The organism is Winogradskyella pacifica, assembly GCF_003386275.1.
Classification (GTDB): Bacteria; Bacteroidota; Bacteroidia; order Flavobacteriales; family Flavobacteriaceae; genus Winogradskyella; species Winogradskyella pacifica.
In genome coordinates this window covers 294,387-317,300 of record NZ_QREI01000001.1, presented here as the reverse complement: position 1 = coordinate 317,300, position 22,914 = coordinate 294,387, and the positions used below count along the sequence as shown (strand labels likewise).

The window sequence follows — 22,914 nt, the reverse complement described above, 5'->3', positions numbered from 1 at the left end:
GTTAAAAGTTAATTACCATGGCAACCCGCCTGGATCTGGAGGAAGTGAACTTGCCTGTGATTTAAGTGGATTTAAAATCACAAACGTTCCTACTGCAGTTATAGCAGCATATTTACCCATTTTTGAAATGGCTTCTTTACGAGTGATTTTATCTATGTTGTTTTCTTTCTTCATGGCTTTTGCCCTAAATTTGAGTTCAAAAATAATAAAATTATTTATTTAACAACCTAAAATGTCAAAAGGTTTACATTAAAAATTAATTTTATCTCTAAAATGGTAATGTTTTCCTGTAATTTATGTCTAAAATCTTAGACTTCAAAATTCAAGAAAAACATACTTTAATTTTATGATATATAGTTTACGATATTTGAAGCTTATTCAAGCTACAAATATAATATTACAAAATGTAATGTGCTAATTACTAACTCACTTATAATCAAAACCGGGCGCAAGATATGTAATATTTTATGAAAAAACCATAAGTACTTAAGGTATAATTACTTTTTTCGTTGTAGTTAAATTTTACCTGTTAACGTGAGAGCATAGATACTTGCATAATGTGACCTGTGGATAAGTGCAGCGATTCATTCGTTGTTTTCTATTGATTTCTGAAATGTATGTTTTGAATTCTTATACTGAATTTGTAGGGGGAGTCCTAATCTTAATGTTTTGAAATCCCCACCTGTGGATAATATATCTCACATAACCATAACTAGAAATATCAATAGCATACATTTAAGTAACGTTCGTTGTTAAGAAATCGTTATTACGCAAATGTGTATTTTATAAAAAAAACGCGCTAAACATAGTTTAACGCGTTTTCTTAACAGTAAGAAATATAATAAGACGACTTATCTTATAATCACTTTTTGAGTTTTGTTTTGAGCCGCATTATGCAGTTTTACAACATAGATACCAGGACTTAAGTTACTTACGTCTATAGCTTGTGATCTAACAGTAGTTTGTAATTGCGTAGTAGATACCAAACGTCCTTGAACATCATAAACAGACGCTGTTGTAGGTTCTAATAATTGACCTGCAATAAAAATAGTTTTATCTGTTGTGTTAGTGTAAATACTTAGTTGGTCTAAGTTATGATCTATTGTAGATAATGTGCTATTTGACACACGTAAGTAAAAACGACCAGTACCACTTAAATTCATGTTAGGCGTTAATGTATAATCTCCAGAGTTCAATAACGTAAATGTGTTAGTTACATTATCTTCTAAATAAACTAGTGTAGTACTAGACAAGTTGGAGCTGTTAATGCTAAAAGTAATCGCTTCACCTTGGTTGGCGTTAATACCTAAAGGAATAGTAACATTAGCTAAATCATCATTGTCTAAAGACTGAATAGCCATTGATCTTCCCATATTTTCCTCAACTAAATGCGTAAATATTGGGTAGTTATCTGAATTTTCTCCATACACTACAGCATCATAACCAGGATCTAAACCTAAGCTAGAGTTTGTATTAAAGAAAATACTAGTAGAATATGTTGAAGAACCAATTAAGTTTAATTTAAAGTAATTACTCTCGTTAGAGTTTCTGCCCGCAATATAATCATCATCTCCACTTAGTGTACGCATAGCAGGTGTAAACTCAATAGCTCCTCCAATAGCGTTTGAGGCTACAAAAAAGCCTTGACCTGGTGCTATATTAAAGTTTTCTCCTGTTAGCGATGCTATCGTTGCTTTATTAATAATAGTAAAATCACTAGTTGTTGGCGCTGCTCCTGTATAGGTTTCGCTATTATAGGCATAAATAGCTACTGCAGAAGCATCTAATAAGGCTGTATTGGTAACACTTAAAAATAGATCAGCATCTATATAACTTGGATATGGGTTACCTATAAGGTTCCATTGATTGCCTAAAACAGGATTAACTATTGGGAAATTTACAGTGCTATTATCAGGAGTACCTGAGAACGTTATAAGATTTCCACTATCTGTAGCGACTCTATAGCCCTTAGCCTTAATTAAGATATCACTTGCTCCCATAAGGAAATTCTCATAAGCTGAAGCATTAATATTGTTATAAGGTGCAAAAGCGTAAAATGTACCATTGTCTGCTATTTCAGTAGCATTATCTCCATTAGTAATAAAGGTGTCAAATGTTAAGCCTATAGGCATTAATGGAAGTGAAATTAAATCGTTTCCTCCTGTGCCATTAGCTCCACTACCTATCGAATTTACAAACCTGTCGTAGTTAACGGTTCCAGAAATTGTGCCGTCTGTAATTAAGCTTGAGTAACTTGAAGAACTAGATTCTAACGATAAACCGTTTGTGACTGTAAGTGTAACACCTGAATTAATTGTTAAACCAGCACCAGGGTTAACCGTTACAGAGTTAATAGCCGTGTCAGAGGAAATTATTGCATTACCAGAAGTAATTACAATATCATCACTAGCAGTAGCTGCTCCATTTGGATCACTTGGTGACCATGTGCCGTTAAATGTATAAGTTACAGGATGTCCTGATCCAGGTGTCCCACCAAAATTATCTGAAGCTACCCAATTAGAACCTAATGAATTATCACTAGCTAAATCAACCAGCTCTAAAGAAGGGCCATCACCATCTGCAGCATTAGGCCAAGGTGAGCCGTCATCATAAGTTACAGTATCTATAGTTATATCATCACCATTCGGATCAAATACAATAGTGATAGTTGATGAACTATTAACTAAGTTGTTGGTGTTATTAGTACTTGCTGTTGCTGCAGGTGTTGCAATTGTACTGACATCTGGTGTAAAAGGATTGTCATTATTAAATATGCTATCTCCATTACTCCCTAATGCTATTGTGATATAACTTCCTGCAGTAATTAAAGTTCCGCTAAAATCGAAGCTGTTAGAGCCATAATTTAATTCCCAATCAGAATCTAATGTAATATCATTTCCTGATGCATTATAGATTTCAATCCACTCATCATCTGTGTTTAAAGAATTATACATGATTTCAGAGATAACAATGTCACCTGTAGCAGGTATAATAGCGTCACTAGCTGTAATAGTTAAATCAAAAGAATCACTGCTACCAGCTGCAGCAGAACTTCCTCCTGTTACGTTTTGAATTTCAAAAGTTAAGGTTTCATCTCCTTCAATAATAGCATCATCAGTTACAGTTATAGTTACGGTTTGATTTGTAGTTGTACCTCCAAGAAATGTTACAGTTTGAGTTGTATAGCCATCTATATCTGTATTATCTCCAGAAGTTAATACAACATCAAACGTAGTAGCATTTATAAGGTCTTCATTAATTATAGAAAACTCTAAGTCGTAGGTGCCAGCATCTTCTAGAACTGTTGTAGATGTAGATGTAAATTGTACTGATGTGTCTGTACTTGCAGCTATTACATTTATAGTGTAATCTTCATAACTAGCATAACTGCCAGTATAACATGGTGTTGGTGTTGCTGAGTCAGCGCCACCAATTCTTAAACGATGTTGCCCTATTGAAGCTGATACTGGAATTATAAAGCTTCCACTCAAATTACTTGGATCTGATGTTCCCGAAAAAACTTCTTCATCAAAATCATCAAAATTACCATTATTATTATAATCGATCCAAATTTTAGTGTTATAGTCATATATTCCTGTTGAGAAAGTAATGTTAAAAGTTACCGTTTGTCCTTGACTTACATCCGTCGATTGTGCTGAGTAGTCTCCGTAATTTCCAGATTCGGCACTAGTACTATTATTAATAGTTCCTATGTTTACATTTATAATTCCACTTCCATCAACACTAGATGGATTTGGATCACAATACGTTAAATTAGGTATAGCATTAGCCGTAATACCTGAACTCCAAGTTGAAGCTTTACGAGCAAATACTTCAAAATGATAGGTGGTACCATTCATTAAACCTGTTACGGATACTGAATTACCTGAGCCTTTATAAACAACAAACTCGCTACTTCCTATATCTGTACCAAAACCAAAGGCTACATCTGCAGTGTATGCTGTGCCATCTCCAGAAGGAGAATTTGTTACAGCTGAACCAGCTTTAGCAACAACTAGTATTTCATCATAACAAGTACCATTTGTCCAAGTTAAATCAACGTCAGTATTGCCTTCATTAGCAGTAAATGCAGATACATCTGAAGGTGTAGAACATTCTGTTGTAAAGTTCCCTGTTAACTCAGTTAAATTGTAACAAGTGTTTGTAGTGTTATATTCATAAACAGCTAAATAATATGTTGTATTAGGAGATAAGCCAGAAACTGATATATTCAGACTGGTTCCTCCAACACCAGGATTTGAAGTTCCATTATTACCATTAAATACAACATAATTACCTGTTCCTATTTCACTTGCTCCAGAACCATTAAATATGCTGTTTGCATTATAGCTTGTTCCACTAGTCGGATCCGTATCAACAGCAGAACCTTCCTTCATTACGACTAAAACATCGTCACCACCACCTCTTGTAAATTCAATGGAAACATCTGTTGTAGTAGGTGATAAAGTTGTAAATGTAGAAGCTTGTATTGCTGGAGCAGTACAAGCTAATGTCGCATCATCCGCAACTGCTGTACTCCAAGATGTAGCTTTTCTTGTAAATACTGAAAAATGGTAAGTGTTTCCGTTGGTTAAACCAGTTACAGTTACTGATGTACCAATACCTTTATAAACAGCGTACTCACTAGTACCTAAATCTGCGCTAGAACCAAAAGTAGCATTAGCGGTGTATGCTGTACCATCACCTGATGGTGTAACCGTTACTGCAGATGTTTCTTTAGCTATTACTAAAATTTCATCGAAACAACTACCATTAGACCATGTTAAATCTACCTCCTCGTTACCTGCTGTAGCTGTAAATGTATTGACCTCAGAAGGTGTCGAACATTCTGTTGTAAAGTTTCCGGTTAACTCGGTTAGCTCATAACACGTATCAATAGTGTTGTATTCATAAACAGCAACATGATATGTTGTTGCTTCACTTAAGCCAGTAATGCTTACTGAGCTTGTTGCTGAACCCGACTGCACCACATAATTGCCTGTTCCTATTTGGGCTCCAGAAGTAAAAACAGTATTACCTGTGTAAGTAGTTCCGATTTCAGGATCTGTATCAACAGCTGAGCCTTCTTTTACTAGAACTAATACTTCATCTCCATTTCCTATAGTCCAATTTAAGGTAGCACTTGTTGTCCCTATTGATGTTGTATTGTAAGCTGAAGCTTGAGCAGTAGGTGCTGTACAGCCTCCTCCTGCTAAATTTCCTTCTACTTCAATATTGTCTAAATACATGCCTTCATCTCCCGATGTCATACCTTCAAATGAAAGCACAATGTCCAAGGTAGTATTTCCACTAAGTATAATCGTACTTGAAGAAAATGTAGCAAATGTGTTGCTTGTTACATTACAGCCGCTATTCCCAGTTGTTATGGCAGGTAATATACCTGAGCCGCAATCACCAACGCCATCAAAGTCAGTGTCTAGTGATGCCGCTTGGTTATATTGTCCTCCTGCATTTCGTACCCAAAGTAAATTTTGAGTAGCACCACCATCTAGGGTGTAAGTTATTGAAAATGTGTCAGCATCATCCCAGTCGTTATAATGATGCGCGAGCATGTCAATTGAAAAGGTGAAATCTGCGTAACCAGTTACATCTATTTGATCTAAAGTTATTGTTGCAGGTGTTACACCTGTGTCTTCAATAGCCCAAAAATATGAGGAATTACCTCCAGTATTAGTGTTGGTCCTATTAAATATATCAGTGAATCCTGATCCTTCAGTAGCTGAAGCAGTATAACCTGTATTTAAAGTCTCAAAATCTTGAGTATAAATAGTAGTTTGTCCAAACCCAAAACTCCCAATAAAAAGAGCAATTAAAAATGTGTAAATGTGTTTCATGTGTTAATTTGTGTCAGTTTTAAGATGATATACGGATAAATAAATAGGTCTTTTCAAAGAAAAATCCTACATATTTAAGACGTACAACATCATAATGAGTTATTAATAGCTAAAATGTCAAAAAAGCGCGTAAACGCCCTAGTGATAAGGGATTGCAAATATAGCAAAAGTGGGTAATGCACGTTTTTAAATATATTAACAAATCATTAAGATTAATTTAGTGATACGTTGGGTTGTAGATTTTTATTGTGTATAAGTTGTTGTATTTTAATTTGTTAAGTGGTAGGTGTAGTAGCTGAAAAAATGTTAATTATTTTATTTGAAATTATTGCTTAATCGGGATAAGTTCTTTATACGCAATTCGCGTTCTATTGTCTTAGAAACAAAAAAAAGTGCATCTTATTAAGATGCACTTTTAGCTTAAATGATATAAGTATTAGACTTATCTAACAATAACTTTTTGAGTTCTGTTGCCAGTTGTATGTTGTAATTGTACAACGTAAATACCAGCAGTAAGATTAGAAGCATCAATATTATGCTCTGTGTTGTTAAAGTTTAATGATTGTGTGGTTACTAGTCTGCCTTGTATGTCAAACAATTTGAATGCTGTTTGACCTTCTAATTGTCCTTTTACAACAATTGACTTAGGACTAGTATTTACAAAAATTTCTAAACCATTAAGTAAGTTATCATTGACACCCAATGTAGATTGTCCGAAATGTAAATAGAAACGTCCAGTGGTGTTTAAAGTTGTAGCTGGTGTAAACGTATAATCACCTTCTAATAGGTTGGTGAATGTATTTGCGACGTTATCTTCTAAAATTACCGTAGTACCTTCAGGAATATTATGTTCCGCAATACTAACTACAGCTTGCTCACCTTGTGTAATATTAATACCTAGAGGAATAGCAACATTGTCTAAGTCCGAATAGCTCACAGATTGCGCAGCCATATCCTTTCCTAAGTTATCTTCCACTAAACGCGAATAGATAGAAAAAGCAGGTGTGTTAGCTTCAAATAGTTCAGAATCATAACCAGGATCCATACTTAATGTCGCATTGTCGTTAAAGTATAAGGCGGTTTGATACGCTCCATTTTCCTTTGCAACTTCAATATTTAAATGCGCTAAGTTTTGATTTTGAGATCTACCGCTAATAAAATCGTCACTTGTTCCTGTTCTTCGCATTGCCGGGGTAAATGCAATAGTAGCTCCTCCAGTTTTTGAAGATACAAAGAAACCTTGCCCTGGTGCTAATTTCGCAGAAGGGTTCGCGTCAGAATAAGCTTGATTCCATACTGTAAATACAGATAATTCTCCAGTGTAACCATAAACTCCGTAGCTAGATAAGCTAAAATTAGCTCCATTATTTGATAAGAACTCTGAAAGACTCAAGTAAGAAGGGTAAGGATTTCCAATAAGATTAAATGTGCTGCTCGAACCTACTGTAATAGGAACAGATACAGATCCAGTCTCAACATCTCCAACAAATTCAAAAGTAGAACCTGTAGGGGTGTCCGAAGCTGTTCTATAACCTATACCAGATGTTATTACGGATGCATCGTCAGCTGCAGAGTAGTTAACGTAAGCATTTGTGTTGTTATTAAAAGGTCCAAATAAAAATGAAGGTACTCCACTTATAACGCCAGATGGTATCTCTGTGTTAACGGTTCTTAAGGCAAGGAATGTTTGACTAGCATTAGTTACTGGTGCTGATATTAAATCGTTATTTCCAGAAGTAGAACCTGTATCGGCAACTTGATTTACGTGACGGTTATAGGTGACTTCATTTAGTATTGAACCATTGACTATTAAACTTGAATAACTATTACTTATAGAATTTAAGATTAAAGAACCTTCGTTTATCACGTTATTCGTTGTTGTAATGGACTTACCAAAGTCAATTGCAGTAAAAGCACCATCATTAATTATTAAATTATTGATGTTCGCATTATTATCTACATTATATGTACCATCAATAACTAGAGCGTTTAAAGCTCCTGTTGTTGTATCAGGCTTAATGTTGTCTTTCCAGCCGCCTGCATTAGTGTAGATTAATCCACTAAACTGACTAACTAATCTAAAATTATCAAAACCAGAATAACCACTTGCAAGATTATTTCTTAGTCTCACTTGAAGCCCTACGGTAGAATTGCCATCAGGTATAATAATTTTAGCTCTACCTTGATCATTGTCATTACTGTCATCCCCAGAGACGCCATTAAAAACAGAAACCCATCCGCCACTTGTACTACCATTGAGGACTAATCTATATTGTATATCATTTGCATTGTTGAGGTAACCAATAACTTGCCAATCAAATTCTATTCTTATATCTGTTCGACCAGTAACATCGATATCCGAAAAAGTTAAAGTCGCAAAAGAATTTCCGTCATCATTCAAATCATTTTCTCCAAAAATGTCTCCAGAAAACAATATGTTATCTAATGGGGATGCATCAGCTAAGGCAATTTCTCCAAAATAACCGATAGTATCGCCCCAATCTGTAATAGTACCAAAAGGTGCTGTATTGGTAATGTAAGTCCAACCTGTAGCTGTATCAAAGTTTTGCTCAGCGATAGCTAATAATGGGCCGTTAATATTAAAGACGTTACTGGTTCCAGAGATATCCGAAGCACTAGCGTTTATACTTACGCCTGAAACTGTACCTGTAAAAACCACATTATCTAAAGTTGCTTCACCATTGACCATATTATATGTTTCTGGTACAATACTACTACTAGGGGAAGCGGTAACGCTAATACCTGTAATATTCGCATCTAAATCTAAATTTGAATTCACATCAACAGCAATTATTGTAGGAAAAGGTGTAATAGGTTCGTTTTGGTTTCCGTTAGTAGGTTGTTGTACAAATTCAAACTTGCTTGCAATAACTTCAATACGGTTATCGTCACCAACGATTGAGGTTTGTGCGCCACCTGCGTTATTTAATCCGAAAAGAGAACTACCACTTGCAAGTGTAATTGCATTAGTGATGGTTAGTTGTAGTTGTTCGTTATCTGTTACTACAGATTTAAATGACCCTAAAATTAAAAATTGTCTACTGCTGTTGTCAGCAGCCGTTAAGTTTAGACCATTAAATGTTGTGAATTCAGTAACAGTTGTAACTTCCGAGATAATTGTGAATGTGCCTAGATCTAAAATAGCTAATGCGGCTAGATTTTCATATTTGTCTACGTCAAACTCAATGGATGTTAATGTCGTGCCATCGGAATCGGTATCTGTACCGATACCACCGTCTCTAATCGTAAACGCACCTAAAGGAACAGAGTTACTTAGATTAAGGCCAGAAGGCGTTATATATGTAGAATTATAATCAATGTTTTGTTGAACAGGGAATAAAGGGAAAGTAGAAGCTATAATATCAGAATCAGCACTATTCGTTGAGCTTGTTGATGCGCTACCAACCAGTCTTAATCCTGGGGAAGGAACGACACCAGAAATTGACCAAGCGGCATTAGGAAGTACTCTTAAGATTCCTCCACTACTACTGGCTCCCCATGCATACAATCTAAATGTTATAGTTCCTGAAATTCCAGATAAAACACTTAAGCTAGCTAAGTTTATATTGGTATTCGAATTCTCTGCTAATGTGCGAGATCCGTCTAAGGAAGTCCCAGTAGTGGCAAAGCCATCTAAACTATAAAATATTTGGAAGTCACTAGGGCCATTAGGATTTCTTCTCAGTCTAATATCTAACTCATCTAATGTGATTTCGAATGCAGTATTAGCTGAAATAGACCACTCTATGTAGTCATCATTAGCTGCCGCAGTTGGTTGGTCTCCACCAACAGTCCAATCATTTGATGTAAAATTAGCATTAGCAGAACTTAGATTAACACCAGATCCACGAACAAACCCACTAGAAGAGACAGAGGTTACATGGTCTGTTTGTGTTGGTCCAACAATATTGGGACGATCTACGGTTACGATTGTTTGGCTAAACCCATATGAAAAAAGGGAAACCAAAATGCAAAAAATGTAAGTTTTAGTCATAATCTCTATTTAATTAAATCTTTTAAATTGTAGTATTAATTTACTGAAATGTAGGAGGTTTACTTAAATTTGAGATGGGTCAAAGATAATGAAAATTGTGATAACTATGCCTAACAAAATATGTTGAAGCTAGAGTGTTTTATTGTCGATTATACTTGCAAATACGTAATATTATTTACTATATGAAAAATCGTACATTTTTATTTAATTAAACGTGAGGAGTGTTTCTTTTGTCATGCTTCAGCGTTTCTTGTTATAACCATTTAGTGCTGATTTTTATGTAATTAAACATCTTAAACTTAAATTTTATAATGATATTTAGTTTCGATTTGTCTAAAAATTAAACTTAAAAGCGACTAGATTGAGTTTAAATCATAAATATTGGTTCAAAAATTTGAAATCTTAAAATATCCGACCAATAATTCTCAATTTATCAATTGTATGAATAATATGATTTTTTTAAAAGCTATGAGTTGTTAATTAAGTATTTTTGCTCAATTTTGATTTGTATAACGGTTCGTTTTTTGTTCTAATAGTGTTGAAAATCATCCCTTTATTTAAAAGAAAGTACGAAGGATATATGTGTTCAAGGCACTATAAATGAATGGCTATAAAATTTTAATATTGATAAAGTTTGAAATTTAGTAAAAGACATTTCGCTAAAACGATTACATGGCGCATTATAGGAACCTTGGACACGTTATTATTGTCATGGTATATTTCTGGTGATTTAGCCATTGGTATGAAAATGGGGGCATTTGAAATGATTACTAAAATGGTCTTGTATTACATTCATGAAAGGGTTTGGTTTAAATCGAAAATAAAGTCGTCTAATAAACGGCATATTCTTAAAACCTTTTCTTGGCGCGGTGTAGGTACTTTAGATACCATTATTTTAGGTTGGTTGATTTCAGGGAATCCGCTAACTGGACTTAAAATTGGTGGTGCCGAAGTCGTAACAAAAATGCTATTGTATTTTGGACATGAAAAACTTTGGTATCGCATTAACTATGGTTTAGATAGAAGAATAGAAAGACAACGATTAAATAATTTGAAAAATTAAAGAGAATTATGAGTCTAAATACGGTTAGACATAATTATAAAATAACAAAAGCAGATCGCGAACGCTTACATAATCACCAATCTTTTTTAGTGTGGTTTACAGGTTTATCTGGTTCTGGGAAGTCTACTTTGGCTAACGTAGTAGAGGTTGAATTACACAAAAGAAACATTTCTACGTTTAGTTTAGATGGCGACAATATAAGACAGGGTATTAATAAAGACCTAACGTTTGCTCCAGGAGATCGAACCGAAAACATAAGACGTATTGCCGAAATTGCGAACTTAATGGTAGATGCAGGTGTTGTAACCTTAGCCGCTTTTGTGTCTCCTTATATTAAAGACAGAGAGCATATTAAAACCATCGTTGGTAAAGAAAATTTCATAGAAATATATATAAACACCTCTTTAGAAGAGTGCGAGCGTAGAGATGTAAAAGGCTTATACAAAAAAGCACGAGCGGGAGAAATTAAAAATATGACAGGAATTTCAGCACCTTATGAAGCTCCTATCAATCCAGATTTAGAACTCGTAACAGATAATCAGTCCATTGAAGCATCTGTTCAAACTATTCTAGACTTTATTATTCAAAAATTAAAATAAATAACATGAGTAATTACGTAATTAATCATTTAAAAGAATTAGAATCGGAAGCCATTTTTGTGATTCGAGAGATTGCAGCACAATTCGAAAATCCAGTCTTATTATTTTCAGGAGGAAAGGATTCTATTTTGTTGACGCATTTAGCTAAAAAAGCGTTCTTTCCGGCAAAAATACCGTTTCCTTTAATACATATTGATACAGGTCATAATTTTCCTGAAACAATTGCTTTTCGTGATGAATTAGTAGAGAAACTAGGGGTTAAACTTATAGTAGGTTCTGTACAAGAAGCTATCGATAACGGACGTGCAAAAGAAGAAACTGGTGCGGATGCTTCTCGTAATTCACTTCAAATTGTGTCGTTATTAGATACTTTGGAAGCGTATAAAGTAGATGCAGCGATGGGTGGAGCACGAAGAGATGAAGAGAAAGCCCGAGCGAAAGAGCGTTTCTTTTCACATAGAGATGAGTTTGGGCAATGGGATCCTAAAAATCAAAGACCAGAGTTATGGAATTTGTTTAACGGACGTAAAAACTACGGAGAGCATTTTAGAGTGTTTCCAATTTCTAACTGGACAGAAATGGATGTTTGGGAATATATCAAATTAGAAAACATTGATTTGCCATCACTTTATTTTTCTCACCAACGCGACTGTGTCGTGAGAGACGGTGTGATTTTAGCAAACTCAGAATTTATTAAATTAAAGGAAGGAGAGGAAGTCGTAAATATGACGATTCGTTACCGAACTTGTGGAGATATGCCAATTACTGGTGCAGTAGAATCTGAAGCAAATACCTTAGATAAAATCATCGAAGAAATTGCGACAACACGTACAACTGAACGTGGTGGACGAGCAGATGATAAACGTGCAGAAACTGCTATGGAAGATCGTAAAAAACAAGGTTACTTTTAAAATATAAATAGAAATTAGGTTGAGACTTTAGAAGTCGAAAAGCTTACAAGCAGAGGACTAAAGACTAACAACTAGCAACTAACAACTATTAAAAATGAAATATCAAGACATAGAACTATTAAGGTTCACAACAGCAGGAAGTGTAGATGATGGAAAAAGCACCTTAATAGGACGCTTATTATACGATAGTAAATCAATTTTTCAAGATCAACTAGATGCTGTTGAAGCTTCTAGTAAATCTAAAGGTTTTGATTATGTAGATTTATCATTACTTACAGATGGTTTAAAATCAGAACGCGAACAAGGCATTACGATTGATGTAGCCTATCGTTATTTTGCGACTCCAAAGCGTAAATTCATTATAGCAGATACACCAGGACATATACAATATACCCGTAATATGGTAACGGGCGCTTCTACCGCTAACTTAGCCATTATACTTATAGATGCACGTAAAGGGATGTTAGAACAAACCCATCGTCACGCATTTATCGCGTCTTTATTACGTATTCCGCATGCTATTGTTTGTGTTAATAAAATGGATTTAGTAGAGTACAGCGAGGATGTATATAACGGAATAGTTTCTGATTTTAAAGCCTTTTCATCAAAGTTAGGTATTAGTGATATTCAGTTTATTCCTATTTCAGCTTTAAATGGAGATAACGTTGTTAACCGTTCTGAAAACATGGACTGGTATGAAGGAAGTACCTTAATGTACCATTTAGAAACCGTTCATATTTCTAGCGATCATAATTTGGTAGATTGCCGTTTTCCTATTCAATCTGTAATTCGTCCACACACCTTAGATAATCAAGATTATAGAGGTTTTGCAGGTCGTATTGATGGTGGTGTATTTAAGCCAGGGGATAAAGTGAAATCGTTACCTTCAGGATTCGTGTCTACGATAAAAACCATTGAACTTAATGGCGAACAAATAGCTGAAGCATTCGCACCTATGTCTGTAACGATGACTTTAGAAGACGAAATAGACAACAGTCGTGGAGACATGATTGTGCGCGAAAATAATGTGCCTTTAGTGAGTCAAGATTTAGAAGTGTTAGTGACTTGGATGAGTACAAAACCAATTCAGGCACGTACGAAGGTAGTTATTAAACATACCACAAACGAGTCTATTGGTATGGTTAAGGAATTAAAGTATAAAATTGATATTAATACGTTACACCGAATAGAAGGTATTGATAAAGTAGAGATGAATGATATAGCGCGTTTGTCTATTAGAACAGCTAAGCCTTTGTTTTATGATGCGTATAAAAAGAATCGTCAAACCGGAAGTATCATTATTATAGACGAACAAACCAATGAAACTATTGGTGCTGGGATGATTATTTAACAACTACATTTTGTAGCGGGGTATTGTCCCCTTGAGGGGACTTTAGGGGTGTTTTTCAATCAAGAGAATTTTATACTTACGATTTAATATATGAATTAAAACCTAAATAGGGGAACCACAATCAAAAATCAAAACGTCATTGCGAGAAGTGAGTTACGAACGATTGCCTGTGCTGAGCGTAGTCGAAGTATGGCAATCTTATCATAATGAAAACCGAACCAACAAACAGCAAGGAGCTAAAAGAAAAAGGCTAACGGCCAAAAGCCAATAAAGCATGAACAAAAATTTAAAAATTGCAATCGAAGCAGCCCTAGAAGCCGGAAAAGTAATTCTAGATATCTATAAGTCGGAGGATTTTGAAATAGAACTGAAAGGAGATAATTCACCATTAACCAAAGCAGATACGGCATCACACAATGTGATTATATCGCATTTAAAAGCAACAAATATTCCTGTGTTATCCGAAGAAGGTAAATCTATTCCTTATAATGACCGTAAAGATTGGAGTCAACTATGGATAGTCGATCCTATTGATGGTACAAAGGAGTTTATAAAACGTAATGGCGAATTTACAGTTAATATCGCGTTGATAGAAGATCAGAAAACCATATTGGGTGTCATTTTTGTCCCAGTTTCAGGAGAGTTATATTTTTCAACTAAAGAAAAAGGTGCTTTTAAAGTAATGGTAAACCTTGAAGATTATAGTATAGATTCAATATTAAATCTTGGTAAAAAATTACCATTAGAAAGAGAAGATAAAACATTTACAGTTGTAGCAAGTCGCTCACACATGTCACCAGAAACGGAAACTTATGTTTCTGAGATGCGCCAAAAGCATGGTAATGTAAATCTAATTTCTAAAGGAAGCTCGTTAAAACTATGTATGGTGGCGGAAGGACAAGCGGATTGTTATCCAAGATTCGCTCCTACCATGGAGTGGGATACGGCTGCAGGGCAAGCTATTTGTGAACATGCAGGTTTTGAAGTTATAGATTGGGCTACCAAAAAGCGTATGTTGTATAATAGGGAAGAACTTTTAAATAATTGGTTTGTAGTAAAAGGGTTTGGTTAACAGAAATGACTTTAAGCTTTAAAATAATTATTCTGAAAATTTAAGTTTTTAGAGACATGTAATGTTTTGAAACTGAAATAGCTTTCGAGAGTCAAAATTTTATTTTCTAAGCCTAAAAGGTTAGCTAGTCTTATATTTTATTAGCTTTGTAGACTGAAATAATTCTAATTTATAACTATTTTTTTATAGTACAATATGAGTAAAGTTGCCTTTATTACAGGAGTTACAGGACAAGACGGAGCCTATCTTAGTGAGTTTTTACTAAAAAAAGGGTATGAAGTTCATGGCCTAAAACGTCGCTCGTCATTATTTAACACCGATAGAATTGATCATTTGTATCAAGATCCGCACGTAGATCATCGAAATTTTTATCTGCATTATGGTGATATGACGGATAGTACCAATCTTATTCGATTGATTAAAGAAATTCAACCCGATGAAATTTATAATCTAGCGGCAATGAGTCATGTGGCTGTGTCGTTCGAAATTCCAGAATATACAGGTAACGCAGATGGTTTAGGAACGTTACGAATTTTAGATGCCGTACGATTATTAGGCCTAGAAAATAAAACGAGAATATACCAAGCGTCAACCTCCGAGTTATACGGAAAAGTACAAGAAGTACCACAATCGGAATCGACTCCGTTTTACCCACGTTCACCTTATGCTGTAGCAAAAATGTATGCTTATTGGATAACGGTAAACTATCGTGAAGCTTACAATATGTATGCGTGTAATGGTATTTTGTTCAATCACGAATCACCAATTAGAGGGGAAACGTTTGTAACACGAAAAATAACAAGAGCAGTATCTCGAATAGCTTTAGGTTTACAAGATAAATTTTACTTAGGAAACCTCGATGCACAAAGAGATTGGGGACATGCAAAAGATTACGTTCGTATGATGTGGATGATTCTTCAAGCAGAAGAAGCAGAAGACTGGGTGATTGCTACAGGAAAAACTACGAGAATACGTGATTTTGTACATATGAGTTTTGCTGAAGTCGGTATAGAATTAGAATTTAAAGGTGAAGGAGAAAACGAAAAAGCATTTGTCGTAAAATGTAATAATCCAGAGTACCAGATTGAAATTGGTAAAGAAGTTTTAGCGGTAGATCCACGTTATTTTAGACCAACAGAAGTAGAATTACTTATTGGTGATGCTTCTAAAGCTAAGAATAAATTAGGTTGGGAATGCAAATATGATCTAAACGATCTTATTAAAGATATGATGACTAGCGATTTAAAACTCATGAAAAAGGAGCAATTCTTAGATCAGTCGGGTTATAATACAATGAATTATTACGAATAAAGTGTGATGGGTGATTGGTGCTGGGTGATTGGTGATTAGTACAGTGAAAAATGTGAAATCTTAAACAACGAACAACGAACAACGAACAACGAACAACGAACAACGCATCACAAATAACGAGTAACGAACAACGCATCACAAACAACGCATAACGAATCACGAACAACAAATCACGAGAAACGCATCACAAACAACGAACAACGCATCACAAACAACGAATCACGCATCACGAATAACGAACCACGAACCAAAAACAATGAAAACCCATAAAGATTTAGACGCTTGGAAAAAAGCAATGGATTTGGTAGAAGACATTTACAAATGTTCTCAATCGTTTCCATCTAATGAAGTTTATGGTTTGACGTCTCAAGTTAGAAGAGCAGCGGTTTCTATTCCGAGTAATATAGCAGAAGGTGCGGGGAGAAAAGGTGATAAAGAATTTATTCAGTTTTTATATATAGCTTTGGGGTCGTTAGCAGAGGTAGAAACTCAAGTGCTTATCGCAAGACGGTTAAATTATATTGATGACACCCAAAAGATGACAGACGATATAGAACGATTAACAAAGTTAATTTATGGACTCATCCGCTACATAAAAACAAAATAAGCCCAAAATAACAACGAACCACAAGTAACAAATCAGCAATCACAAGAAACGAATCACGAACAACGAATCACGAATCACAAACAACGAATCACGAGTAACGAATCACGCATCACGAATCACGCATCACGAATCACGCATCACGAATCACAAGTAACGCATCACCAATCACAAATAACGCATCACGAGTAACGAATAACCAATCACGCATCACCAATCACGAATAACGCATGACAAATCAAAACCCCCAAGTCACAAGTAACGAACAACGAATCACGAATCACGAATCACGCATCTACATTGCCGGACATCGTGGTATGGTAGGTTCTGCTGTATGGCGAGCTCTAGAAGCAAAAGGCTACACAAACCTTATAGGTAAAACAAGTGCTGAACTCGATTTAAGAAATCAACAAGCAGTAATTGATTTTTTCAATAAAGAACAGCCAGATGTTGTCATAAATGCGGCAGCAAAAGTAGGCGGGATACTAGCGAATAGCGAGAATCCCTATCCGTTTTTAATGGAAAACTTACAGATTCAAAATAATTTAATTGATACGGCTCATAAGACGGCTGTTTCAAAATTTGTGTTCTTAGGAAGTTCTTGTATCTATCCAAAGTTTGCTCCACAACCGTTAAAAGAGGAGTATTTATTAACGGATAGTTTAGAACCAACGAACGAATGGTATGCTATTGCTAAAATAGCAGGAGTAAAAGCTTGTGAAGCGATACGAAAACAATACGGTAAAGATTTTGTAAGCTTAATGCCGACAAATCTTTATGGTCCTTTCGATAATTTTGATTTAAAAAGTTCTCACGTATTACCAGCCATGTTGCGCAAGTTTCACGAAGCTAAAACCACCAATGCACCAGTAACACTATGGGGCAGCGGTACACCAATGCGCGAGTTTTTGCATGTGGATGATATGGCACAAGCTGTAGTTTTTGCTGTAGAACATGTATTACCAGAGCATTTATATAATGTGGGTACTAGTACCGATGTAACCATAAAAGAATTAGCAGAAACGATTCAATCCATTGTTGGGCATACTGGCGAGCTTGTTTGGGATAGTTCTAAGCCAGATGGGACACCTCGTAAATTGATGGATAGTTCTAAGTTAGAGGAATTGGGATGGGGATCTACTGTTGGTTTGAAAGAAGGGATTGCTAATACTTATAAGTGGTATATAAACAACTTAAACCAAACTATAAAACTTTCTAGATTTTAATCACATTAAATAAATCTATTTCTATTGAGTAAAAATCTAAAACAGTCCACAATTAACGCTGCTAGCTGGAATTTTTCTAATATGTTAGTGGGGCAAGTGAGAACCTTTATTGTATCTACAATATTGGCGCGACTATTAATGCCTGAAGACTTTGGCTTGCTAGGTATGGCTATGGTATTTGCGAGCCTTACAGATTCATTTGTCGATTTTGGATTTGGGAATGCGGTGATTCAAAAACAAAAAGTAAGTAGGCTACAGTTGTCAACAGTATTTTGGATTAATATGTTGATGGCTTTATTTTTAGGTTTGGCTATGTATTTTAGTTCACCATTGGTGGCAGCATATTTTGAAATGCCAAAGCTTGAAGCTATAACACAGCTAATGTCGCTAACCTTTTTAATTAAAGGACTTTCTACACTACAAAATGCCCTTTATAAAAAAGAATTAGATTTTAAAACGCCTTTTAAAATAGCACTTTTTGCAGGTATAGTTTCAGGTGTTTTAGGTATTGTATTAGCATATAGTGGCTATGGTGTTTACAGTTTAATATATTCCCAAATTGCAGGTTGGGTAATGGGTACTGCTTTAATATGGTGTTTTTCTAAATGGAAACCTAGTTTTTTATTTAAAATCAGTGAAGTCAAAGATCTTTGGAGCTTTGGTTATAAGTATTCTTTAAGTATTTTTATTGATTCTATCTTTTCTAGGTTAGATACTTTAATTATTGGTAAACTTTTTTCTGCGGCAACCTTAGGTTTATTTTATAAGGCACAATCTTTAAATAAGTTAGTAGTACAATATGCCTTTTCTTCTTTTTCTGGGGTTTTATTTCCTTCTTTATCTAAGTTAGCCCACGATAAGGAAAAATTAAGAGAAGTATTAATTAGAATATTACATTTAGTTTGTTTTACTACGTTTTTGTTTTCTGGCTTAATGTTTATAAATGCAAAATCTGTAATTGTAATTCTGCTAACTGAAAAATGGTTAGGAAGTGTTCCTATATTTAAGATTTTGGCATTGTTTTCATTTATTTATACAATACCGACAATACTAAATTCACCAATCTTAAGTATAGGGAAATCTGGAGCTATACTAAAAGTTGAAATGTATAAAAAGAGCTTGTATTTATTGGCTATACCAGTTGCGATATATTATGGCTTATATGCATATATCTTGACAACTGTTTTTGCAGCTATTATTGGTATTGTATTAAACTTAGGCTTAGTTCAGAAGTTTTTTAATTATAGAATAATTGATTTTTTTAAACTCTTTTTAAATTACGTGTTAATTTTTTTATTGCTTGTAGCTATTGATTACTTTTTAGGGAATATTCAAATTAATTATTTTATATCAGTTATAGTGAAATCATTAATATATGTGACGCTATACGTTTTTCTTAATTCTTTAGTTTTTAAAACAGAAGGATTTAAAGAATTTAAAAATATAATTCAGGGTTTTCTAATCAAATTAAAAATTTCAAAATAGATAGATGCGATTGATTTCTAGAATAGTTTTCAAATTAAGATTTATTTATAATAAATGGGTTAATATCATTTATTCTAAATATGCAACGATTCGATTGAAAAATAAGGAGTTTACAGTTATTTGTAACAATTGTTTTGGCGGACATTTATATGAAGCAACTAATAGGCCTTATAATACACCTACAGTGGGATTGTATTTTTTTGCAGAGGATTATATTAAATTCATTTCTAATATCGAAGACTATTTAAAAGAGGATTTGAAGTTTATATTAAAAAGTAGATTTGAAGAATGTAAAAAAGAGCATAAAGCTAAAAAATATCCTATTGGTGTTTTATCTAATAATCTTGAGATTCATTTTTTACATTACAAAACTGAGCAAGAGGCGGAAAGCAAATGGAATAGAAGGAAAGAGCGAGTTGAGTTTGAAAATCTATTAATCATTATGAATGATCAAAATAGATTTTCAGATAAACTAATGCCTCAATTTGATGCTATTAAATGTCCTAAAGTTTTTTTGTCCTCTAAACAAAGACAGGGTAATAATGTAAAGGTTATCTCATATTATAAAGGAAAAGATTGTGTTGGTGACATGTATAATGATAAAATAAAATGTTTTAAGGATTTTGACCTGGTGTCTTGGATAAAAAATCAAAAATAAATGAAAACTTTAGTTTATATATTACCAGATAAAGATGCAGGTGTAGCATCGGTTGTAAGAAATCTTTTGCGATTTAAAACCAACCGATTTAAGACTAAAGTTTTGTTGCTTCATAATTTACTCGATGATGCTAACAGACGTATAAAAGATGATTTTAATGCCGATAAAATTGTAAGAATAACATATCATGGGAGCTGGTCCTCTAAATATTCAATTTATAATAAAATTAATAAAGAATTAACTAAAGATGCTATTGTTATTTCTAACGATGGAGGCGTAGAGTTAGATGCTTTAAATTATTCAGAGCATTCAAACCCTTTAGTTTATATTATTCATGGGGATTTTAAGCATTATTTTAATGTTTTAAAAGAAAAACAAGATAAGATTGGAAGAGTTATAACGGTTAGTGATTTTTTAAAAGCTAAAATAAATAAAAAATTTAAGGAGTATTTTAATACGCCTGTAGAGAGTATTAAGTTTCCTGTACCTTCAGCAAAAGTTTTTACAAGAACACCTTCTGCTTCAATTCGGTTAGTGTTTGTAGGTTCTTTATGTGATAGAAAAGGAGTATTGTATTTAGTAAGAATAACATCTGTTTTGGATAAAGTTTCTATAGATTATAAAATGACTATAATCGGAGAGGGTGATAAAGAAGCGGAGCTTAAAAAACTATGGAAAAAGAATAGTCGCGTGACTTTTCTAGGGAAATTAGACAATAGTGAGGTATTTGATTTATATGTTGAACAAGATATAATTTTGTTACCATCAAAAGGAGAAGGCTTACCTGTGGTTATTGTTGAAGCCATGAAATATGGAGTAGTACCCATCACAACAAATTTGGAAAGTGGTATTCCAGAATTAATAGAGAATAAAATTAATGGTTTTACGGTTCCTGCAGGAGAGGTGGAAACTTACGCTAAATATATTGAGCAATTACACTTGGATAGGTCACTATTGAATAAAATGAGTGAACTTTGTGTTCGTAAAGCAGAACAAATGTTTAATCCATTAACACAAGCAAAGCATTATGAAAATGCTTTCAATAGTACAATACCGAAAAAATATCAAGTTAAAAAAAGTATTCTAAATTATTTACCTATGACCGTTGCACATCGATTAAAATTATATTTAAAAAATGATAAACACTAATTTACCTTTGGTTTCGGTATTAATGACCGTTTATAATCGTGAAGAATATATTGCAGAAGCTATTGAGTCTGTTATTAATTCGACGTATAAAAACTGGGAATTAATTATTGTAGATGATAGGTCTACTGATAATTCTTTGGCTATATCAAAAAAATACGAAGCAAGTGATGTAAGAATAAAAGTTTATATTAATGAAATTAATCTAGGAGATTACCCTAATAGAAATAAGGCAGCGTCTTATGCAAAAGGAGAATATTTAAAATATGTAGATGCGGATGATATGATTTATCCGTATGGCTTAGAGTTATTGGTGTATTACATGTTACAGTTTCCAAATGCGGACTATGGTTTATGTTCTATTGAACAAGATAATGAACGTAAGTTCCCTATAGAATTAAATCCATACGCAACGTATAACAGGCATTATATACAGAAAAAGCATATTTTTCATAAAGCTCCATTATCTTCAATTATTAAAAGAAAAATTTTTAATGAAGTTGGTGGTTTCAGTAATGTGAGACATTATGGTGATTTTGATTTATGGCATAGATTGGCACAAGAATACAGTGTATTATTAATGCCGCATGGTATTGTTTGGTATAGGGTTTCTAATGGACAAGAAGGAGCAATAAGGAAGAAAAATCCAATGAATATTGCAAAAACAATACATGCAGCTCATATGCATTGTGTGTCCGATGATTCTCCATTAAGTAAACTAGAAAAAGAAGCATTAGATAAAGTATTTTTAAAACAAAAGTCAGATGCAATACTTTCTGGTTTCAAAAGGTTTGGTTGGAGCAAAGGCGTTGAGATGAAACGTTTTTTGAATTTAAGTTATGTTGAAATTATAAAATTCAGAGTAAATTGATAGTTGTTAAATACTTAAAGTTTAAAATTAATAAAATATTTAGATATCTTTATTGGTTATATAGGCTAACTAAAATAGAATTCGGAAAAAATGTTTCACTTCATTTTCCAATACAATGTGAAGGTAAAGGGGAAATAAGTATTGGTAGTGACTCTGAGATATATGGACCTCTACAATTGAAAGTGCAAAATGGTTCTGTTTTAAAAATTGGAAAAGGAGTTCAGATTCATAAAAATGTACAAATTAGTGTTTCAAATAATAGTACGTTTATAATAGAGGATTATTCAAGAATAGAATCCAATTCTCGAATATTTATAAATAAAAATAGTAAGATCGGAAAAGATTCATTTATAGCTTCTGATGTTTCTATATTTTCAAGAGAAGGGCTTACAGCAGCAATATTTATAGGTGAAGGCTGTGGTGTTGGTAATGGTACAATTTTAGATGTAAGCGCTGATATTAAGATAGGTAATAAAGTTGCAATAGGACCTAATTGTACAGTTTACACACATGATCATGATTATACCGACATAAACGTACCAGCTTGGAAAGGGGAGTTATTAAAGGGAGAGGTGGTAATTGGTTCAAACTCATGGATTGGATCTAGTGTAACAATTTTGCATGCTGTTAGAATAGGAGAAGGATCAATAGTTGGTTCTGGTAGTATGGTAAATAAGTCCATTCCAGAAATGGAATTATGGGCAGGTACACCTGCTAAAAAATTAAAATCAAGGGTATAAAGTTTTT

16 protein-coding genes are annotated in these 22,914 nt (G+C 33.9%); 13 read left to right on the top strand and 3 right to left on the bottom strand.

Annotation, left to right across the window (positions count from 1 at the left end):
• Positions 1–12 precede the first annotated feature (12 nt).
• From DFQ09_RS18815 to DFQ09_RS01470, 3 genes are all read right to left on the bottom strand, one after another.
• Entirely contained in the window at positions 13–174 is a 162-nt protein-coding gene (locus tag DFQ09_RS18815; protein ID WP_179348046.1) for a hypothetical protein, read from the bottom strand.
• Between the two features lie 677 nt (positions 175–851).
• Positions 852–5,855 (bottom strand): GEVED domain-containing protein, encoded by a 5,004-nt coding sequence (locus DFQ09_RS01475; protein ID WP_115807816.1) that lies wholly within the window; start codon positions 5,853–5,855, stop codon positions 852–854.
• 442 nt (positions 5,856–6,297) lie between these two features.
• The gene (locus tag DFQ09_RS01470) at positions 6,298–9,870 is read right to left on the bottom strand and encodes a T9SS type A sorting domain-containing protein (protein ID WP_115807815.1); all 3,573 of its coding nucleotides are present in this window, start codon (positions 9,868–9,870) and stop codon (positions 6,298–6,300) included.
• A 634-nt stretch (positions 9,871–10,504) separates the two neighbouring features.
• Between DFQ09_RS01470 and DFQ09_RS01465 the strand changes: the two genes are divergently transcribed.
• The 13 genes from DFQ09_RS01465 (at position 10,505) to DFQ09_RS01400 (ending at position 22,907) form a co-directional block, all read left to right on the top strand.
• The gene (locus DFQ09_RS01465; RefSeq protein WP_115807814.1) at positions 10,505–10,933 is read left to right on the top strand and encodes a DUF2061 domain-containing protein; all 429 of its coding nucleotides are present in this window, start codon (positions 10,505–10,507) and stop codon (positions 10,931–10,933) included.
• An 8-nt stretch (positions 10,934–10,941) separates the two neighbouring features.
• Positions 10,942–11,532 (top strand): adenylyl-sulfate kinase, encoded by a 591-nt coding sequence (gene cysC, locus DFQ09_RS01460; protein WP_115807813.1) that lies wholly within the window; start codon positions 10,942–10,944, stop codon positions 11,530–11,532.
• A 5-nt stretch (positions 11,533–11,537) separates the two neighbouring features.
• Positions 11,538–12,443, top strand: coding sequence for a sulfate adenylyltransferase subunit CysD (gene cysD / locus DFQ09_RS01455; RefSeq protein WP_115807812.1), 906 nt, complete (start codon positions 11,538–11,540; stop codon positions 12,441–12,443).
• A gap of 94 nt (positions 12,444–12,537) precedes the next feature.
• Complete coding sequence (locus DFQ09_RS01450; RefSeq protein ID WP_115807811.1) at positions 12,538–13,794, top strand: sulfate adenylyltransferase subunit 1; 1,257 nt, start codon at positions 12,538–12,540, stop codon at positions 13,792–13,794.
• Between the two features lie 274 nt (positions 13,795–14,068).
• Positions 14,069–14,866: a 3'(2'),5'-bisphosphate nucleotidase CysQ gene (cysQ, locus tag DFQ09_RS01445; protein WP_115807810.1), complete on the top strand. Its 798-nt coding sequence runs from the start codon at positions 14,069–14,071 to the stop codon at positions 14,864–14,866.
• Between the two features lie 195 nt (positions 14,867–15,061).
• Positions 15,062–16,177 (top strand): GDP-mannose 4,6-dehydratase, encoded by a 1,116-nt coding sequence (gene gmd, locus DFQ09_RS01440; RefSeq protein WP_115807809.1) that lies wholly within the window; start codon positions 15,062–15,064, stop codon positions 16,175–16,177.
• 256 nt (positions 16,178–16,433) lie between these two features.
• Positions 16,434–16,784, top strand: coding sequence for a four helix bundle protein (locus tag DFQ09_RS01430; protein WP_115807808.1), 351 nt, complete (start codon positions 16,434–16,436; stop codon positions 16,782–16,784).
• Between the two features lie 227 nt (positions 16,785–17,011).
• Positions 17,012–18,007 (top strand): GDP-L-fucose synthase family protein, encoded by a 996-nt coding sequence (locus tag DFQ09_RS01425; protein WP_115807807.1) that lies wholly within the window; start codon positions 17,012–17,014, stop codon positions 18,005–18,007.
• A 24-nt stretch (positions 18,008–18,031) separates the two neighbouring features.
• Positions 18,032–19,492, top strand: a complete 1,461-nt coding sequence (locus tag DFQ09_RS01420; RefSeq protein ID WP_115807806.1) for a lipopolysaccharide biosynthesis protein — start codon at positions 18,032–18,034, stop codon at positions 19,490–19,492.
• Positions 19,493–19,496: 4 nt separating this feature from the next.
• Positions 19,497–20,150, top strand: coding sequence for a DUF1919 domain-containing protein (locus DFQ09_RS01415; protein ID WP_115807805.1), 654 nt, complete (start codon positions 19,497–19,499; stop codon positions 20,148–20,150).
• On the top strand, positions 20,151–21,299 hold the full coding sequence (locus tag DFQ09_RS01410; protein ID WP_115807804.1) for a glycosyltransferase family 4 protein: 1,149 nt from the start codon (positions 20,151–20,153) through the stop codon (positions 21,297–21,299).
• On the top strand, positions 21,286–22,167 hold the full coding sequence (locus tag DFQ09_RS01405; protein ID WP_115807803.1) for a glycosyltransferase family 2 protein: 882 nt from the start codon (positions 21,286–21,288) through the stop codon (positions 22,165–22,167). The genes DFQ09_RS01410 and DFQ09_RS01405 overlap by 14 nt, the downstream gene beginning before the upstream one ends.
• A complete protein-coding gene (locus DFQ09_RS01400) occupies positions 22,164–22,907 on the top strand; it encodes an acyltransferase (protein ID WP_181897128.1) in 744 nt (247 codons plus the stop codon). The genes DFQ09_RS01405 and DFQ09_RS01400 overlap by 4 nt, the downstream gene beginning before the upstream one ends.
• Positions 22,908–22,914 lie beyond the last annotated feature (7 nt).

Coding starts and splice junctions, on each gene's coding strand:
- DFQ09_RS18815 (WP_179348046.1), bottom strand. CDS start 174: ATGAAGAAAGAAAACAACATAGATAAAATCACTCGTAAAGAAGCCATT.
- DFQ09_RS01475 (WP_115807816.1), bottom strand. CDS start 5,855: ATGAAACACATTTACACATTTTTAATTGCTCTTTTTATTGGGAGTTTT.
- DFQ09_RS01470 (WP_115807815.1), bottom strand. CDS start 9,870: ATGACTAAAACTTACATTTTTTGCATTTTGGTTTCCCTTTTTTCATAT.
- cysC (WP_115807813.1), top strand. CDS start 10,942: ATGAGTCTAAATACGGTTAGACATAATTATAAAATAACAAAAGCAGAT.
- cysD (WP_115807812.1), top strand. CDS start 11,538: ATGAGTAATTACGTAATTAATCATTTAAAAGAATTAGAATCGGAAGCC.
- DFQ09_RS01450 (WP_115807811.1), top strand. CDS start 12,538: ATGAAATATCAAGACATAGAACTATTAAGGTTCACAACAGCAGGAAGT.
- cysQ (WP_115807810.1), top strand. CDS start 14,069: ATGAACAAAAATTTAAAAATTGCAATCGAAGCAGCCCTAGAAGCCGGA.
- gmd (WP_115807809.1), top strand. CDS start 15,062: ATGAGTAAAGTTGCCTTTATTACAGGAGTTACAGGACAAGACGGAGCC.
- DFQ09_RS01430 (WP_115807808.1), top strand. CDS start 16,434: ATGAAAACCCATAAAGATTTAGACGCTTGGAAAAAAGCAATGGATTTG.
- DFQ09_RS01425 (WP_115807807.1), top strand. CDS start 17,012: ATGACAAATCAAAACCCCCAAGTCACAAGTAACGAACAACGAATCACG.
- DFQ09_RS01415 (WP_115807805.1), top strand. CDS start 19,497: ATGCGATTGATTTCTAGAATAGTTTTCAAATTAAGATTTATTTATAAT.
- DFQ09_RS01410 (WP_115807804.1), top strand. CDS start 20,151: ATGAAAACTTTAGTTTATATATTACCAGATAAAGATGCAGGTGTAGCA.
- DFQ09_RS01405 (WP_115807803.1), top strand. CDS start 21,286: ATGATAAACACTAATTTACCTTTGGTTTCGGTATTAATGACCGTTTAT.